Raw genomic sequence first — 17,257 nt, 5'->3', positions numbered from 1 at the left:
TTGCTTACTGCTTCGGCAGTGTCAATTGGCTCAAAAAACCCGCTTCGGCGGGTTTTTTATTGGCTGTTATCCCGGTAAAGCAGTGTAAAAACGCGAGCTTTCCCGGCTATTTGCCCGCAAATGCGCAACCCCGCCCCACAAGCTGCTTAAAATCTGGTAAACTCACTGACACTTTGCGCCCGCGAGCCGCGGCCTGAACTGACGCTCCGCTCCGGACATGAGCCGGATATCAGCGCTGCCCGGCAGTGTGCGAGTCTGATGATCGGGTGAGTCGCCGTGTGGTTGGCTATTCGCAGTATATTTTTGTGAACAAACTTGGAGGTTTTCATGGCTGTCGCTGCCAACAAACGTTCGGTAATGACGCTGTTTTCTGGTCCGACTGACATTTTCAGCCATCAGGTACGTATTGTACTGGCTGAAAAGGGCGTCAGCGTGGAGATCGAGCAGGTTGAACCAGATAATCTGCCGCAGGATCTGATTGACCTCAACCCGTATCGCACTGTACCTACGCTGGTCGACCGTGAACTGACGCTGTATGAATCACGCATCATCATGGAGTATCTGGATGAGCGTTTCCCGCATCCTCCGCTGATGCCGGTTTACCCGGTTGCGCGTGGTGAAAGCCGCCTGATGATGCACCGCATCGAGCAGGACTGGTATAGCCTGCTGCGTACCATCGAAACCACCAGCGGTGCCGAGGCAGATGCGGCGCGCAAACAGCTGCGTGAAGAGCTGCTCGCGATTGCGCCGCTGTTTGCGCGCACGCCGTTCTTTATGAGCGAAGAGTTCAGCCTGGTGGATTGCTACCTGGCGCCGCTGCTGTGGCGTCTGCCGCAGATGGGCGTTGATCTGAGTGGTGCCGGCTCGAAAGAGCTGAAAGGCTATATGACACGCGTATTTGAACGCGACTCCTTCCTCGCTTCACTGACGGAAGCTGAGCGGGAAATGCGCCTGCAGGCTCGGGGCTAAGTATGGAAATGTCGCAACTCACCGCGCGTCGCCCCTATCTGCTGCGGGCATTTTATGACTGGCTGCTGGATAATCAGCTGACGCCGCATCTGGTGGTGGATATCAATTTGCCTGGCGTACAGGTACCGCTGGAGTATGCGCGCGACGGACAGATCGTGCTGAATATTGCGCCGCGTGCGGTTGGCAATCTCGATCTCTCCAATGACGAAGTGCGCTTCAACGCGCGCTTTGGCGGCGTGCCGCGTCAGGTTTCCGTGCCGATGGCTGCTGTAATGGCAATCTACGCGCGTGAAAATGGCGCGGGCACCATGTTCGAACCGGAGCCGGTCTACGATCAGGCGATGGACGATCAGGAAGCGGGTCAGGAAGAGACGGTCATGTCCGTTATCGATGGCGATCGTCCGGATGATGCTCAGGATGAGGATCATTCTCCTGATGACGAGCCACCGCCGCGCGGCGGACGTCCTTCACTGCGCGTCGTTAAGTAATCTCTTCGCGCAGAAAAAACGGGCCTGATGGCCCGTTTTTTTATGCTGCAACTCAGTAGACGTCGCGCAGATAGCGTTTTTCTTTCTTCAGCTGGTCGATATAGGCCGCGGCGCGTTCACCGGACAGACCGCCAGCCTGGCGTACCACTTCATACAGTGCGGCATCGACATCTTTCGCCATGCGCGATGCATCACCGCAGACGTAAAAGTATGCGCCTTCCTGCAGCCAGGCGTAGAGCTCAGCGCCTTTCTCCAGCATCCGGTTCTGAACATAAATTTTCTCTTCCTGATCGCGCGAGAAGGCGAGATCGAGGTGCGTCAGCAGACCGCTCTGCTGCCAGCCGTGCAGCTCATCACTGTAGATATAGTCATGTTCCTGATGCTGATCGCCGAAAAAGAGCCAGTTTTTGCCTTTTGCTTCCGTTGCCTGACGCTCCTGCAGAAACGCGCGAAACGGCGCGATACCGGTACCCGGTCCGACCATGATCAGCGGTGCATTGCCATCAGCCGGCACGCGGAACGCCTTATTAGGCGAAATAAAAATAGCCGGTTTCTCGCCGCGGCGGACGCGCTCTGCCAGATAAGTGGAACAGACGCCTTTACGCTCCCGTCCGCCGCTGTGGTAGCGCACAGAGGCGATGGTCAGGTGCACCTGATTGGGATGCGCTTTGGCGCTGGAGGAGATGGAGTAAGCGCGGTGCTGCAGCGGTCGCAGCATCGCCACAAATTCCGGCACCGACAGGTTGCGCTTCAGCTCCAGCTGCAGCAGATCGAGGCTGTCTTTGCCCCACAGCCAGTTGGCCAGCGTATCTTTATCGTCATGCTGCAGCACATGCAGCAGCTCCTGGTTAGCGGTGTGCTGGCCAATCCACTCAATCAGCTTGCGTGACGGCTCGGCGATTTCAAACTGATAGGTCAGCAGATCGCCCAGATTGCGATCGAAGCCCGGTACCGGCGTTTCATAGTCCGCTTTCAGCTCAGTCAGCAGCAGCGTGACCAGCGCGGCGTCGTTAACCGGAATAATTCCCAGCGCATCGCCCGCTTCATATTTCAGGCCACTGCCGCTGAGATCAAATTCAAAGTGGCGGATATCTTTGGCAGACTGTTCGCCAGAGAGGCGTTTATTGGTGGTCAGCGCAGCCGCATAAGGGTTCTGCTTATTGCTGCCAGGGATCACCGGCGCTTCCGGTGCACTCTCCAGCACGGTGCCGCTGCTGCCGGCGCTGGCGGCAAACTGCGGCATCGCGCTGCCAATCCAGGCATTGGATGGCTCTTCAAAATCGATATCGCAGTCGATGCGATCCACCACGCGGCGTGCACCCAGCTGTTCAAGACGCATATCGATAAATTTACCCGCCTGGCAGAAGCCGTCGTAGCCGGTATCACCAATTGCCAGTACGGCAAAGTGCATCTGCTCCAGACGCGGTGCGGTGCTGGCTGAAATCGCCTGCCAGAACAGCTGCGCATTGTCAGGCATCTCACCTTCACCATAGGTTGAGGTCACAATCAGCACATGACGCATGGTGGTGAAGACCTCGAGATCGACCTCACCCAGCGCCTGCACCACCGGAACCAGACCTTTGGCACGAGCCGCTTTAGCCGCAGTCTGGGCCAGCGCTTCGGCATTGCCGGTCTGGGAGCCGAACAGAATGTGCAGCTGCGTGGTTGCGCTGGCGCCAGCGGCAGGTGCCGTCTGCTTATCTTCCAGCACTAACAGGCGCGAGTGGAGACCGGCGAGAAAGCCCGCCAGCCAGTATTTCTGCTCACCGTTAAACGGTGCGTCTTCAGGAATGTAAGGAATCTTCATGATACGGGTACTCAATCCTGTTAGTAGTGTTCTCTCTTAAGGCTCAAATGCCGGACTGACGCGTTCAGGAAAGTTTTCCGACCGCAGCGGCAATTTCCGGCAGCGCCGCACGCGCAAACAGCTCTTCAAAGTCCGGCAGATGACCCAGCACCTCGCGATGGCGCGCATCCTGATAGATGATCCAGCCATAGGTCGCCAGGCTATCCATAGAGCGGATATTACGCTGCGTTAATGCCGCTTTGTAATCAGCCATGCGTTTTGCCGCGATCAGGCTTGCCAGCTCATCATCGCTGTAGCTCTCAATTGCCGCGCGGGCGTGCCGCTGCAGCTTACTGACCAGCGCAAAGTCTTCGGTCATCAGCAGATTGCGTACGGCTTTTTCAACCGCCGGATCTTCCACTGCGGTGCCTTTCGGCAGCTTGCCCAGCGCCAGCTGCTGCGCAAAGCTCAGCACGGTGTAGTTGTTAAGCAGGACAAACATCTCCTGCGTATCGGTCGCACCGTAGGCGGGTACGGCCCCGTCAGCAATGGTTTTGCCGCTGCGCCACGCCGCTTTAAATTTGGCTACCTGATGCGCAGCCAGCGAGGTTGAAAGCTCTTCCAGCAGATCTTTGCGCGATTTTGCTTTCAGGATCTCGCCGCCATCCTGGTAGAGCAGCAGCGAACGCGGCATAACATACACAAAGTGCTGACATTCGCTCTCCCAGTTCGCCAGCAGCCAGGCGGCGCGTGGCGAGCGGGTCGCTTCCAGATGCCAGTTCAGCATGGTCACTACCGCCTGCTTATGCACGCGCGCCATCTCGTTATCATCCGCAATGGAACCAAAGAGTACGGAGTCTCCCGCTGCATGGCCGGCAAGGTTGCCGTAAGGATCATACTGATAAGCGAAGCCGCCGCTCATGCCGTTGCCAAAGCCTTTGCCAAAGGTGCCGAGGTTAAGGATGGCGCCGTTGGTCATATATTCGCAGCAGAAATCGCCCACGCCTTCCACCACGGCGGTGGCGCCGGAGTTACGTACCGCGAAGCGATCGCCCGCCTGGCCCTGCACAAACAGCCGGCCACCGGTGGCACCAAATAGCGCAAAGTTGCCGATCAGCACGTTGCCGTCGCTATCCTGTGCGCCGCCGCCTGGTGACATCACCACCAGCTCACCGCCGCACTGACCTTTACCTACGCCATCGTTACAGGTGCCGTAGTGCTGCATCAGCATGCCGTCGTTACAGAACGCCCCGAATGATTGTCCGGCTGCGCCCTGGGTATGGATTTGCACCGTGCGCGGCGCCAGGTAGTGGCGCCCGCGATCGTCCTTCAGCACCGCCGGCAGCAGGAGGCGCTGCTCAGCAGGCAGCGTATGGTTCAGCAGACGCTCAATATCGATAGCCAGCTGTCCGCCAACGCTTTTATTGCGGTTATTCAGGGTGACACCGTTGCCCAGCGTAACCTCACGGCCTGCCTGCTCAACCAGCTGCGCCGTCACTTCCGTTACCCAGCCGTCGTCGAGCGTAAAATCTTTTTCCAGATAGACCGGATGCGCGATTTTCTGTTCCGGTACTACCGTCAGCATGGCGCGCAGATCGAGTTTGCCCACTTCCAGCGGATGATCCATCAGGTGCAGCAGATCGGCCCGGCCGCGCGCCTCGCGCAGAGAGCGCAGGCCGAGGCGGGCAAGAAACTCACGCACTTCCTGCGCCACGTTAATGAAATACTGCGCCAGCTGACGCGGATCGCCATCAAAGGCTTCGGCATTGGTGGTTAAACCCGCCGGACATTTCACATTGCAGTTTTTCGCCATCACGCACTTCAGCATCATCAGTGCCGTGGTACCAAACTCAAAGCTGTCGCCGCCCAGCAGCGCGGATTTAATCACATCGCTGCCGGTCTGCTGCGCGCCGGAGCAGCGGAGCTGTACTTTGTCACGCAGGCCATTAGCGCACAGCGCCTGATGGACTTCAGCGATACCGATTTCTGCCACGCGGCCGGTATATTTCAGGCTGGTTACCGATGCCGCACCGGTCCCGCCGGTGTTGCCCGCCACGTTAATGACGTCGGCGCCGGCTTTGGCTACGCCCACCGCAATGGTGCCGATACCTTCTGAAGAGACCAGTTTGACAATAACGCGCACGCGCGCGGCTTTGCAGTCGTGGATAAGCTGCGCCAGATCCTCAATAGAGTAGGTGTCATGGTGAGGCGGAGGCGACACCAGCTCCACACCCGGCGTGCCGCCGCGTGCCGCAGCAATCTCTACCGTGACTTTAGGCGCCGGCAGCTGACCGCCTTCACCAGGTTTTGCACCCTGGCCAATTTTGATCTCCAGCTCTTCCAGCATCGGATCGGCCAGGTAGGCCGCCCAGACGCCAAAACGTCCTGAGGCCAGCTGTTTAATGCGCGAGGCGCGGATCGTGCCGTGACGCGAATAGTGCTCGCCGCCTTCACCGCAGTTACTCATGCCGCCCACCATATTAGTGCCGTGCGCGACAGCTTCATGCGCAGGCGCAACCAGCGCTCCGTGGCTCATCGCGCCGGAGGCGAAGGTGCGGGTGATTTCGTGTGCCGGCTGAATCTCCTCCAGCGGCAGCGAAGGCTGCGCCGTGAAGATTTTTGCCAGATACTCTGCGGCTTTACCATAGGCGGTAATGCGCAGCACGCTCTCTTCCACACTGCTGCTTTCAATATCATCCCGGAAGCGGGTGCTGAGCGCACGCGCCAGCGCCGCCAGACGCTCCTGCTCCGGTTTCAGGCCGGCAATCGCGTCGATCAGGCGCAGTTCAAACTGGTTCAGGCTGCCCGCTACCGCCTGACACTGCAGGCCACGGATGGCGAAGCCATTGTTCACCAGCGAATAGCGGCCCAGCTTGCGGCCAAACTCCGCTTCACTGTCAACGTGGGTCAGATCGCAGGGCAGGGCAAGAATGTCACGCAGCGCTGCCGGACGGCGTTTGCGCTCGGCATGCATCAGGCTGGAGAACTGACGGTAATCCGGCGTAATGGCAAAGGTATCGATGACCGCATTCGGGATCCGTTCGAAGCTGCTCTCTTTGAATGCATCCGCTTTGATACCAAACGCGTTTTCCAGCCTGGCAAGCGTCATCAGACGGATAAAGTTATCCTCTTCGCGCGCCTTATCGGCAAAGCGGATCGGCTGTTCAGTCATATCGATGAAGGTTCGCACGGCGATGGTGCCATAGGAGTGACCAGCACCTTCCGCACGCTCTTTGAACAGGCCAAGCAGCGGCACTTCCGCTTCACCTTGGATTTTCAGCGCGCTTTGATGCCAGTCCACTGCCATCTGGGCGATCGCCGGGAAGCCTGCGCCGCCCACCGGAGTTTTGATATTCGGGAAATATTTTTTCAGCACCGGATCTTCAGTATCGAGAAAATTAGGCTCAAAGAACTCACCGCAGCTGTAGCTCTCGACGGTGCAGAGGCCCACTTTACCCATGGTCTTCATCAGCGCTTTCTCAGCGGCTTTGGCATAGCGCCTGAACGCCTTGTTACCCTCTTCACCTTCGCCAAATTTCTCTTCTGCGCGCATCTGTACGCCCAGCGGATAGACGGCGGAAGCACCGAAGCCCAGCGTGGCAGCGATATGGTGCGACGAGATGCTCTGACCGCTCTCCACGACCAGAGAGACATCCAGACGCAGCCCTTCCTGCACCAGACGCTGGTTAATGGCGGAGATCACCAGCAGCATCGGCATAGCGGCATGCGTGGTTGAGACATGACGATCGGTGATCACGGCAATGCCGCCCTGCGCACGGGCGAAATCCACCACCTGCTGAGCCAGATGGTCTATCGCTTTTTCCAGCGCGCTGGCGTTAGCGGCGCGGCTGACGATATCTTTACCGATCACCGGCTCATAAAGCATTTCAAAGCGCGCGTAAGGCGCCACGTTCTGCTCGCGCAGGCGCAGCATATCAAGGTGGGTCAGGATCGGACTGGGCACAATAATCTGCTGCCCTTTGCTGCGGCCAAGATGGGGTTTTGCGCCCAGCGCCACGCGCAGCGTCATGCCATCAGCTTCACGGATAGAGTCGAGCGGCGGGTTGGTCACCTGCGCAAAGCGCTGCGAAAAGTAGTGCGCCATGCCGCCTTCATGATCGGAAAGGCCATTGATGGCGTTGCCGTAACCCATTGCGGAGATCTTCTCCGCACCGGTCTGCAGCATCGGATCCATCATGAACTTGAAGCTTTCCTGGTTGTAGTAGTAGGCGACAAAACGCTGGTAGGTTTTGAGATCGCCGCGATAGCGCAGCGGAGAGCCAAGCTTCTCGGCCGGAATTTCCGGCAGCTCATGCAGCTCGACGCGCGCCGCCTGCAGCAGAGCACGATAATCTTTTGCGGCCGCCAGTTTTTCCAGCGCTTCGGTCGTGGTATAGGCGCGCTTCTCTTTGTGATCGTAATAGAGCATCCCGCCCGCTTCGATGCGGCCGCGACGCAGCACGCTTTCTGGCGGAAAGGCAATCTGGCCCGCTTCGGACATGGCACCGATATAGTCGGCAGTTTCCACTGAACGCAGCGGACGCAGGCCCAGGCGATCCAGACGGGCACCGATGACCTCGCCGTTGCCGAAAATCAGCGCGGCCGGACCATCATTTTTCTCTTCATACAGCGAAAAGTACTCCAGCATCGCCCGCACGTCAGCGGAGAGTGAACTGTCGTTCTCCCACGCCGGGGGCATCATGGAGACCACAGCGGTGATCAGATCGAGGTCGTCTTCCATCAGGCGGCTGTGAATGCTCTGGTCAAGACGCGAGCTGTCAGACTGGCCTTTAGGGCGGACAATTTTTTTACCGCGCGCCAGCATCAGCGCCGCTTCAGCAATGCGGTTTTTACGATCGGTATTCAGCTCGCCGTTATGCGCCATCAGGCGGAACGGCTGTGCCATAGTGGTATGGGGATCGGTATTGGTCGAGAAGCGGGTATGGAAAAAGAGTCCGCGCACCTGGTGATCGCTGTCGGTGAGATCTTTGAAGTAAGGGATCACTTCATTCGAGTTCAGACGCGCCTTAAACACCTGCGTGCGGGAAGAGAGTGAGAGCGGATAGAGGCCGCCAAACTCACTTTCGGTGAACGCGCGCGCTTCGATATCCAGCAGCGCCCGGTAGATCTGACGTTCGAAGTCAGTCTGATTCGTCAGCGCAGGCGGAGCGGCAAACACCCACTGCACAATCGGCAGCTGAAACGCCACGGCGGCAGGGCGGGTTACGCTATTATCCAGCGGCATATCGCGCTTCAGCAGCACCGGGAAATTCCATGCGGCCAGCGTCTCTTCAACCAGACGTTCGGCATTAGCCCGCAGCGCGGCATCTTTCGGGACAAAAAAGTTGCCTACGCCAAACTGGCCAGCTTCCAGCGCCTGGCCGGTTAATTTACGGAAAAAGTTAAGTGAGAGATCGACGTTAACGCCGGCACCATCACCGACACCCTCTGCGGACATCCCGCCGCGATGCGGCACGGTGCAGAGTGCGCTGTGCGCCATCTGCAGAATGTCATGTGTCTGCTCGCCGTCCTTGCGGGTAATAAAACCTACACCACAGCTATCGCTGCCTGCGGCCGGGTCGTACAAACCATAGGAATGAGGTTTTTGCGTGGACATTGAGAGTCTCCTTAAACTGCTTTAGACATTGCCTGTTCTGTTTCAGGCACAGAGCGCTGACGCGTGCTGTTTCACTGGTTTTTTCCGCGCTGTACGCGGGCGTCGCCACACCGAGCAATGACTCTCAGGATCCGGGTATAACGTCCTTGATGAGTTGCTCTTCAATCCGGTCTCTAACGGGAGATAACTTGCATCCAGAGGGAGTCTTCTTGCTGCATAGATATGTCGAGACACAGTCCCGACTGGAAAGCATCCAGCGGAATTTCAACTTATCGGGAAAGCGCACAGAGGTCAAATAGAGAGCGCTGAGCCCTATATCTGGAGAAAAAAAAGGTTAACCTTATGAATTTTATGTTTTTTAACAGTAAATTTATGTCAATAAGCGCCGATTTAAACCCCTGCTAAGTGTGAGCCGTCTCACTATCTGCAGGCGGCGATCTTACTTTACCCTGCTGGCAGTGCTGTTTATAGCAGCATAAAATATCGTAGCTATGCCAGCCGGCATGTCATGTATCTGTTTTTCTTATGGCGTCTATTTTGAATTAAATATAGGTCTGTATAAGCAAAACTAATCAGAAAGTAACTGAGTAAAACTGCGTTAAATGTGAATCAGTATGCAATAAGGAGGGGTGGCAATATACTGAGAAATCAGCTGCCACAGGCGAAAGAGAGCAATAAGGTCTGACGCTTAGCTGCGCGCAGACGGCCTTTCAGATTATTCACCTGTGCAAATTAGTCAAGTGCTTTACTCAGCGCGCGCCAGATAGCGGCTAGAGCGGGCGCGGATGCACTATGATGGGGCGTCAGGCGGGCGCAATATCCCGGTCAGCCCGGGCAGACGCAGGCTAATTACGTTATGATGGCGCCATTCGTTCAGGGGATCTGCCATGAAACAAATTCGTCTGTTAGCTCAATATTATGTCGACCTGATGGTCAAACTCGGTCTGGTGCGCTTTTCACTGCTGCTGGCGTCGGCGCTGGTGGTGCTGGCGATGATTGTCCAGATGGCGGTCACCATGGTGCTGCGCGGGCATGTGGAAAGTATCGACGTTGTGCGCTCGGTCTTCTTTGGTCTGCTGATTACGCCCTGGGCGGTCTATTTCCTGTCAGTCGTGGTCGATCAGCTGGAGGAGTCGCGTCAGCGGCTCTCGAAGCTGGTTGATAAGCTGGAAGAGATGCGCACGCGCGATCTCGAGCTTAACCAGCAGATGAAACAGACCATCACGCAGCTGAATCAGGAGATCAGCGATCGCATCAGCGCAGAAGAGGCGCGTAAACAGGTGATGGATAAGCTGCGTGAAGAGATGACGCGCCGCGAGCAGGCGCAGATTGAGCTGGAGCAGCAATCCTCTTTCCTGCGCTCATTTCTGGATGCATCGCCCGATCTGGTCTTTTACCGTAATATCGACAAACAGTTCTCCGGCTGCAACCGTGCCATGGAGCTGCTGACCGGCTTAAGTGAAAAACAGCTGATCGGACTGACGCCGCGCGATATTTATGATGATGAGGCCGCGACCAAGGTACTGGAAACAGACGAAAAGGTGTTTCGCCATAACGTATCGCTCACCTATGAGCAGTGGCTGCAGTATCCGGACGGGCGCAAAGCCTGTTTTGAAATCCGTAAGGTGCCCTATTACGATCGGGTGGGCAAGCGCAGCGGCCTGATGGGCTTCGGACGCGATATCACGGAGCGTAAGCGCTATCAGGATGCGCTGGAGAACGCCAGCCGGGAGAAAACCACCTTTATTTCAACGATCAGTCACGAGCTGCGTACGCCGCTGAACGGCATCGTGGGTCTGAGCCGTATCCTGCTGGATACCGAACTCAGCCAGGAGCAGCTGAAGTACCTGAAAACGATTCACGTCTCCGCTATCACGCTGGGCAATATCTTTAACGATGTGATCGAAGTGGACAAAATCGAGCGGCGCAAAGTTCAGCTGGATAACCAGCCGCTTGATTTCACCGGTTTCCTTGCCGATCTCGAAAACCTATCCGGCCTGCTGGCCCAGCCGAAAGATCTGAAGTTTGTTATGCAGCCCGCGCTGCCGCTGCCGCATAAAATTCTGGCTGACGGCACGCGCTTACGGCAGATCCTGTGGAACCTGATTGGGAACGCCGTGAAATTCACCCGCGAGGGAGAGATTGTCGTGCGGGTCGCGTACAGCGCGAATGAAACGCTGCGCTTTGAAGTGCAGGATTCAGGAATGGGTATTCCGCAGGAGGAGCAGGACAAAATCTTTGCCATGTATTATCAGGTCAAAGATCAGCACGGCGGCAAGCCCGCGACCGGCACCGGTATCGGGCTGGCGGTGTCGCGTCGCCTGGCGCAGGCGATGGGCGGAGATATCACCGTTAGCAGCGCGCCGGGTAAAGGCTCCTGCTTTGTGGTTGAGATTAACGCGCCGCGCGTGGCTGACGAAGTGGAAGATACCGGCCTGGATGACAGCCTGCCGCTGCCGGCGCTGCACGTACTGCTGGTGGAGGATATTGAACTGAATGTGATTGTCGCCCGCTCGGTGCTGGAGAAGCTCGGCTGCAGCGTTGAGGTCGCCATGAACGGCCATGACGCGCTAAGCCTGTTTGATCCGCAGGAGTTTGACCTGGTGCTGCTGGATATTCAGCTGCCGGATATGACCGGACTGGACGTTGCGCGCGCTATCCATCAGCAGCATAAGGGCGTGCAGCTGCCGCCGCTGGTCGCGCTGACGGCCAACGTGCTTAAAGATAAAAAAGAGTATCTCGATGCCGGAATGGATGAAGTACTCAGTAAACCGCTGGCGGTACCGGCGCTGACGGCGGTGATCAAAAAATTCTGGGATTATCAGGGCGAGGCAGAAGAGACAGATATGCCTGTCGCGGATACGCAGTCGCGCATGCTGCTGGATGTGGCGATGCTGGAGCAGTATATCGAGCTGGTCGGGCCTGGCCTGATCACGCAGAGCCTGACGATGTTTGAGCAGATGATGCCTGGCTATCTTGATGTTCTCGATTCCAACATGATGGCGCGCGATCAGAAAGGCATTGCTGAAGAGGGGCACAAAATAAAAGGTGCCGCGGGATCGGTAGGTTTGCTGCATCTGCAGCAGCTGGCAAAACAGATTCAGTCACCGGAACTGCCGGCCTGGTGGGACAATGTGCAGGAGTGGATCGATGAACTGAAGCAGGAGTGGCGACAGGATGTTGCCGTGCTGCGTGAATGGGTTGCCGGGCGGGAAAATCAGAAGCGCTAAAAAAAATGACCCCGGTCGAAACCGGGGTGCGCGAATACTGCGCCAACACCAGGGAAAAAGCGACTGCTGCTGTTATGGTTAATTGAAGTAAAAAGCAGCAGTCGGGTATTGGTTAACGTTACAAAATCACCTTAGCAAATTTGTCAGCCTGCGCGACAAGATTCATTAAATTGTGTGATGTTGAACAACGTTCCGCTACAGAAAACATTAATTTGACAACACTGTCAAGCGGGGAATCAATTTCCCCGCTGATTTGTTCGTTATTTAGTCAATATTTGCCGGTTTTGGCTGATTTTTAGCCGTCAGGATTGAGCGAAGCGGCGAAATGCCGGATGGCCCTCAGAAGACCGATTGTTGTCCGGTAAATCGTATTTATGCTCTTGTTTTGTAACAAAAATAGCCGCACTGCATCGCATTTATCCGAAACGTTTTGGAAAGCAGGCAGTTAAACTTCCAGATCGGTCATACTGAAAAACAGGCCGATCAGAGTGTAAAATTTGATTTACGGACAATTACCGGGGGATTGGGCTTTCCGGCAGCATAATATGTGTCTGAAACCGATCTCATAGCAGACGATAGTCAGGAAAGGCTAAGCTGTCTCCTGTGAATGTTAAGCTATATGAAAGTCTTATTAACATGATTATTAGTGCAGGTTAACTGCAGTCTGAAGTTTGCGTTGCACGATTTTTATGCATGGAACCGATTCCTTAAAGATGGAAGTCATTGATGTTTCAGGGTATCAGCAGAAGAGCTACTGCTGACCTGAACGCTTTTTCAGCTTCGGAAACCGACTGGCTGGATGCAGGCGGGTATAACAATGAGCACTGGACGCAATCATGACCAGAGTGATTAATTAATGCAGGGAAGGGATACAGGAAGACGTAATGAAAAAACACAGAGGAAAATGGGTCAGCCGTTTCAGGGCGCTGATGATTAAATGTCTGCTGGCATGGGCAGTACTCTGGATCGGGGGAATTGCCGTTTTCGCTTTTTTACCCGTGCCATTTTCCGCGGTTATGGCGGAACGTCAGGCAGGCGCCTGGCTGCACGGGGATATCGGTTATGTCGCGCATTCGGAGTGGGTCAGCATGGATAACATTTCTCCGTGGATGGCGCTGGCCGTGATTGCCGCCGAAGATCAGAAATTCCCTGAGCACTGGGGATTCGACGTCGGCGCTATTCAGCAGGTGCTCGACAGCAGCAGCGGCGAGCGCATGCGTGGCGCGTCAACGCTTTCTCAGCAGACCGCGAAAAATCTCTTTTTGTGGGACGGACGTAGCTGGCTGCGTAAAGGGCTGGAGGCGGGCATGACGATTGGGATTGAAACCGTCTGGAGTAAACGTCGTATTCTGACGGTCTATCTTAATATTGCTGAGTTTGGTCCCGGTATTTTTGGCGCTGAGGCCGCAGCGCAGCACTATTTCCATAAGCCCGCCAGCCGCCTGACTATCGCAGAGGCTGCTCTGCTGGCCGCCGTATTGCCTAATCCGATCCGGTTTCGCGCGGATGCGCCTTCAGGCTATGTTCGCCAGCGTCAGCAGTGGATTATGCGTCAGATGCGCCAGCTGGGAGGGGAGGGGTTCCTGAATCGCTACCGTCTGCACTAAAACCTTTACTCTTCGTCAAAGCCCGATTCAAACAGCTCTATAACGGCGGCCAGCGCCGCGGTTTCCTGCGGTCCGCTGGCTTCAATTTCAATATGACCGCCTTTGGCTGAATCCAGCATCAGCAGTGCAATGACGCTGCTGGCCTCAGCCTCGGTACCCGCTTCATTGCGCAGCAGAACATCCGCGTCAAAACTCTGTACCAGCTCAAACAGCTTCATCGCCGGGCGCGCATGCATGCCCAGCTTGTTACGGATTTCCACAGTTTGCTTTACGGTCATGATTTACGCTTTTCCAGGGTACGATGACGCGACTGCACGTTTTTACCGCGCGAGCGGAAATAGTCAGCCAGCTGCTCGGCAATATACACGGAACGATGTTTGCCACCGGTACAGCCAATCGCCACAGTAAGGTAGCTGCGGTTGTTGGTTTCCAGCATCGGCAGCCATAGCTCAAGATAGCTGCGCGTCTGGTAGATAAAATTGTGCACTTCGGTATGCCGATCCAGGAACGCCGCCACCGGTCGATCGAGGCCCGTCATCGGACGCAGCTTGGGATCCCAGTGCGGGTTAGGCAAAAAGCGTACGTCAAACACGTAGTCGGCATCAATCGGGATACCGTGTTTGAAACCGAACGACTCAAACACCATCGTGAGTTCGCGTTCGCGCTTGCCCAGCAGGCGGGTGCGCAGCATCTCAGCCAGCTCATGCACTGACATCTCTGAGGTATCAATAATCAGATCGGCACGCGAACGCAGCGGCTCCAGCAGATCGTTCTCTTCATCAATAGCGCTTTCCAGCGACAGGTTTTTGCTGGAGAGCGGATGCAGACGACGGGTGTCGCTGTAGCGCCGGATCAGCGTATTGCGATCGGCATCCAGAAACAGCAGCTGAGGAGAGAAAGAGTCAGGCAGATTATTTAACGCCAGCTCAAATACTTCCTGCGACTCCGGCATGTTGCGTACATCAATACTTACCGCCGCCGAAATATTCCGTTCTGTCAGCGTATTCGCCAGCTCAGGCAGCAGGACTACCGGCAGATTGTCGACACAGTAAAAGCCCATATCCTCCAGGGCACGCAGCGCAACTGATTTACCTGAGCCTGATCGACCACTGACGATCATCAGCACCATCACAATTCTCCCCTGTTTTATCCGGCCCGCAGACCGGTAACGCTATGTACTGATTACGAATGCGCTTCCTGAGCTTCTGTGATAATGGCATAGAGCTCTTGATCACTCTGGGCCGCGCGCAGGCGACGGCAGACCGTTTTATCTGCCAGGCGTTTTGCGACCAGCGACAGGGTATGAAGGTGCGTCTTACACTGATCGGCAGGCACCAGCAGAGCGAACAGCAGATCGACCGGCTGATTATCCACTGCATCAAAAGCAATAGGCTGATCGAGGCTGATGAACACGCCCACCGCCCGCAGCGTATCCTCTTCCAGTTTGCCATGCGGAATAGCAATACCATTGCCAATGCCGGTACTGCCCATACGCTCGCGGGTCAGAATCGCTTCGAAAAGCGTCTGGTGCGGCAGATTGAGCTGCTTAGCTGCCAGTTCGCTGATAATCTCCAGCGCGCGTTTTTTACTCTGGCAGTGTACGCCGCTGCGGGTGCAGTCAGGCGTCAGAACCGAGCTCAATTCCAGTGTCAGATCGTTGTTCATCGTGGTTTCACTTGCGAGTTCACATAGCCACAGAGCTAAAGCTCTGCTGGCGCTTGCGCAGATGATAAAACGGGGCGCTTTTCTGCCCCATTTTTCCCTGAGCGCTGAACGGGTCAGCGCTCTGCAAACGTGAAGATTAGTGTTTTTTCAGTTTGTCTTTGTGTTTGGTCAGCTGACGTGCCAGCTTATCAACCAGCCCGTCAATGGCCGCGTACATATCTTCCGCTTCCGCTGTGGCGTGCAGCTCACCGCCGTTAACGTGCAGAGTTGCCTCTGCAATCTGAGTCACTTTTTCCACTTTCAGAACAATATAAACCTGATTGATGCGATCGTAATAGTGTTCAAGTTTGCCAAATTTGCTGTTCACAAATTCGCGCAGCGGGTCAGTGATTTCGACATTCAGTCCGGTAAGGTTTAGCTGCATAGGTCTTCCTTCTCAGTTCGGTCAGACCAGCTGTTTACGCTGGTTTGATGGCGGTATAGATAAAGACTCGCGATACTTCGCAACCGTACGTCGCGCTACCATAATACCCTGTTCAGATAACATGGCGGTCAGTTTGCTGTCGCTCAAGGGTTTTGCGGGATTTTCTGCCGCGACCAGTTTTTTTACCAGCGCACGTATAGCCGTAGACGAGGCTTCGCCGCCGCCTTCCGTGCTGACATGGCTGGAGAAAAAATATTTCAGCTCAAAAATACCACGCGGACTGTGCAGATATTTTTGCGTGGTCACACGTGAAATGGTGGACTCGTGCATATCAACCTGTTGCGCAATATCTGCCAGCACCATCGGACGCATATACTCTTCGCCCTGCTCAAAAAACGCCTGCTGCTGCGCAACGATACAGCGGGTAACTTTGAGCAGAGTGTCATTACGACTCTCCAGACTTTTGATGAGCCAGCGCGCTTCCTGCAGATTATTGCGAATAAACTGGCTGTCGCTATCGCTGCGCGCTGAGCCGCCCATGGCGGCATAGTGCTGGTTGATTCGCAGACGCGGCAGGCTTTCAGCATTCAGTTCCACTATCCAGCGTGCGCCCGCTTTGCGCACCAGCACATCCGGAATAACATATTCCGGTTCACCCGTATTGATCGATTGTCCGGGGCGCGGATCGAGCGACTGTATCAACAGCATCGCCTCTTTCAGCACCTCTTCTTTCAGACGGGTCACCCGCATCAGGCTGCGGAAGTCGTGATTAGCCAGCAGATCGAGATGTTCACTGACAATCAGGCGCGCCTCTTTTAGCATAGGAGTGTCAGTCGCATATTGCGATAGCTGAACCAGCAGACAGTCGCGCAGATCGCGCGCGCCTACGCCAACCGGGTCAAACCGCTGGACGCGTTTGAGAACCGCCTCCACCTCATCCAGCGTCAGCTCATCGTCGCCAATACTGTCGCAAATTTCCTGCAGCGTAACGGTGAGATAACCGGTCGTGTCGATCGCATCAACAATGGATGTTGCAATAGCGCGATCGGTATCGGTAAACGGTGTCAGCTCCACCTGCCACATCAGGTAATCCTGCAGCGACTGCGTGGTTTCTCCCTGATACACAGGCAGTTCATCATCCTGATAATCTGTTCCGGTGCCGGAAGGGGTGCCGGCGGTATAAATTTCATCCCATGACGCATCCAGCGGCAGCTCGTCAGGCATCTCTTTCTGTTCCAGCGCCTCACGGGTATCTAACGTATCGCTTTCCTGCGTTTCGCGTGCGTCCACTTCATCATGAATATCGGTCTGCTCAAGCAGCGGATTGCTCTCCAGCGCCAGCTGGAGCTCCTGCTGGAGTTCAAGCGTAGAGAGCTGCAGCAGGCGAATGGCCTGTTGCAGCTGGGGGGTCATCGCCAGCTGTTGGCTGAACCTGAGTTGCAAACCTTGCTTCATAATCCGGCTTGAATGT

11 protein-coding genes are annotated in these 17,257 nt (G+C 55.8%); 4 read left to right on the top strand and 7 right to left on the bottom strand.

From position 1 onward, the window contains the following. Positions 1–327 precede the first annotated feature (327 nt). On the top strand, positions 328–969 hold the full coding sequence (gene sspA, locus AC2CF9_RS10460; protein ID WP_039382163.1) for a stringent starvation protein SspA: 642 nt from the start codon (positions 328–330) through the stop codon (positions 967–969). A gap of 2 nt (positions 970–971) precedes the next feature. Beyond that, positions 972–1,457 (top strand): ClpXP protease specificity-enhancing factor, encoded by a 486-nt coding sequence (gene sspB / locus AC2CF9_RS10455; protein ID WP_039382169.1) that lies wholly within the window; start codon positions 972–974, stop codon positions 1,455–1,457. A 52-nt stretch (positions 1,458–1,509) separates the two neighbouring features. On the opposite strand, the gene AC2CF9_RS10450 is transcribed toward sspB, so the two are convergent. Together AC2CF9_RS10450 and AC2CF9_RS10445 are read right to left on the bottom strand one after the other, a co-directional pair. Continuing rightward, the gene (locus AC2CF9_RS10450; RefSeq protein ID WP_484556906.1) at positions 1,510–3,264 is read right to left on the bottom strand and encodes a sulfite reductase subunit alpha; all 1,755 of its coding nucleotides are present in this window, start codon (positions 3,262–3,264) and stop codon (positions 1,510–1,512) included. A gap of 64 nt (positions 3,265–3,328) precedes the next feature. Continuing rightward, positions 3,329–8,860: a glutamate synthase-related protein gene (locus AC2CF9_RS10445; protein WP_484556905.1), complete on the bottom strand. Its 5,532-nt coding sequence runs from the start codon at positions 8,858–8,860 to the stop codon at positions 3,329–3,331. Between the two features lie 887 nt (positions 8,861–9,747). Here AC2CF9_RS10445 and arcB point away from each other — a divergent pair. Further along, the gene (arcB, locus tag AC2CF9_RS10440) at positions 9,748–12,090 is read left to right on the top strand and encodes an aerobic respiration two-component sensor histidine kinase ArcB (RefSeq protein ID WP_484556904.1); all 2,343 of its coding nucleotides are present in this window, start codon (positions 9,748–9,750) and stop codon (positions 12,088–12,090) included. Between the two features lie 884 nt (positions 12,091–12,974). After that, a complete protein-coding gene (gene mtgA / locus AC2CF9_RS10435; protein ID WP_484556903.1) occupies positions 12,975–13,697 on the top strand; it encodes a monofunctional biosynthetic peptidoglycan transglycosylase in 723 nt (240 codons plus the stop codon). Between the two features lie 5 nt (positions 13,698–13,702). Here mtgA and npr read toward each other — a convergent pair whose 3' ends face one another. The 5 genes from npr to rpoN form a co-directional block, all read right to left on the bottom strand. Next, the gene (npr, locus tag AC2CF9_RS10430; protein ID WP_039382188.1) at positions 13,703–13,975 is read right to left on the bottom strand and encodes a PTS phosphocarrier protein NPr; all 273 of its coding nucleotides are present in this window, start codon (positions 13,973–13,975) and stop codon (positions 13,703–13,705) included. Continuing rightward, the gene (rapZ, locus tag AC2CF9_RS10425) at positions 13,972–14,826 is read right to left on the bottom strand and encodes an RNase adapter RapZ (RefSeq protein ID WP_039382191.1); all 855 of its coding nucleotides are present in this window, start codon (positions 14,824–14,826) and stop codon (positions 13,972–13,974) included. The genes npr and rapZ overlap by 4 nt, the downstream gene beginning before the upstream one ends. Before the next feature lie 53 nt (positions 14,827–14,879). Then, positions 14,880–15,362 (bottom strand): PTS IIA-like nitrogen regulatory protein PtsN, encoded by a 483-nt coding sequence (gene ptsN / locus AC2CF9_RS10420; RefSeq protein ID WP_039382195.1) that lies wholly within the window; start codon positions 15,360–15,362, stop codon positions 14,880–14,882. 136 nt (positions 15,363–15,498) lie between these two features. Further along, positions 15,499–15,786: a ribosome hibernation promoting factor gene (hpf, locus tag AC2CF9_RS10415; RefSeq protein WP_039382198.1), complete on the bottom strand. Its 288-nt coding sequence runs from the start codon at positions 15,784–15,786 to the stop codon at positions 15,499–15,501. A gap of 21 nt (positions 15,787–15,807) precedes the next feature. Beyond that, a complete protein-coding gene (gene rpoN, locus AC2CF9_RS10410) occupies positions 15,808–17,241 on the bottom strand; it encodes an RNA polymerase factor sigma-54 (RefSeq protein ID WP_150018255.1) in 1,434 nt (477 codons plus the stop codon). Positions 17,242–17,257 lie beyond the last annotated feature (16 nt).

It is taken from the genome of Pantoea sp. SYBGC1 (assembly GCF_057197005.1).
Note: the sequence above shows the minus strand (reverse complement) of the source record. Positions and strands in the feature narration are given on the sequence as shown.

Coding starts and splice junctions, on each gene's coding strand:
- sspA (WP_039382163.1), top strand. CDS start 328: ATGGCTGTCGCTGCCAACAAACGTTCGGTAATGACGCTGTTTTCTGGT.
- sspB (WP_039382169.1), top strand. CDS start 972: ATGGAAATGTCGCAACTCACCGCGCGTCGCCCCTATCTGCTGCGGGCA.
- AC2CF9_RS10450 (WP_484556906.1), bottom strand. CDS start 3,264: ATGAAGATTCCTTACATTCCTGAAGACGCACCGTTTAACGGTGAGCAG.
- AC2CF9_RS10445 (WP_484556905.1), bottom strand. CDS start 8,860: ATGTCCACGCAAAAACCTCATTCCTATGGTTTGTACGACCCGGCCGCA.
- arcB (WP_484556904.1), top strand. CDS start 9,748: ATGAAACAAATTCGTCTGTTAGCTCAATATTATGTCGACCTGATGGTC.
- mtgA (WP_484556903.1), top strand. CDS start 12,975: ATGAAAAAACACAGAGGAAAATGGGTCAGCCGTTTCAGGGCGCTGATG.
- npr (WP_039382188.1), bottom strand. CDS start 13,975: ATGACCGTAAAGCAAACTGTGGAAATCCGTAACAAGCTGGGCATGCAT.
- rapZ (WP_039382191.1), bottom strand. CDS start 14,826: ATGGTGCTGATGATCGTCAGTGGTCGATCAGGCTCAGGTAAATCAGTT.
- ptsN (WP_039382195.1), bottom strand. CDS start 15,362: ATGAACAACGATCTGACACTGGAATTGAGCTCGGTTCTGACGCCTGAC.
- hpf (WP_039382198.1), bottom strand. CDS start 15,786: ATGCAGCTAAACCTTACCGGACTGAATGTCGAAATCACTGACCCGCTG.
- rpoN (WP_150018255.1), bottom strand. CDS start 17,241: ATGAAGCAAGGTTTGCAACTCAGGTTCAGCCAACAGCTGGCGATGACC.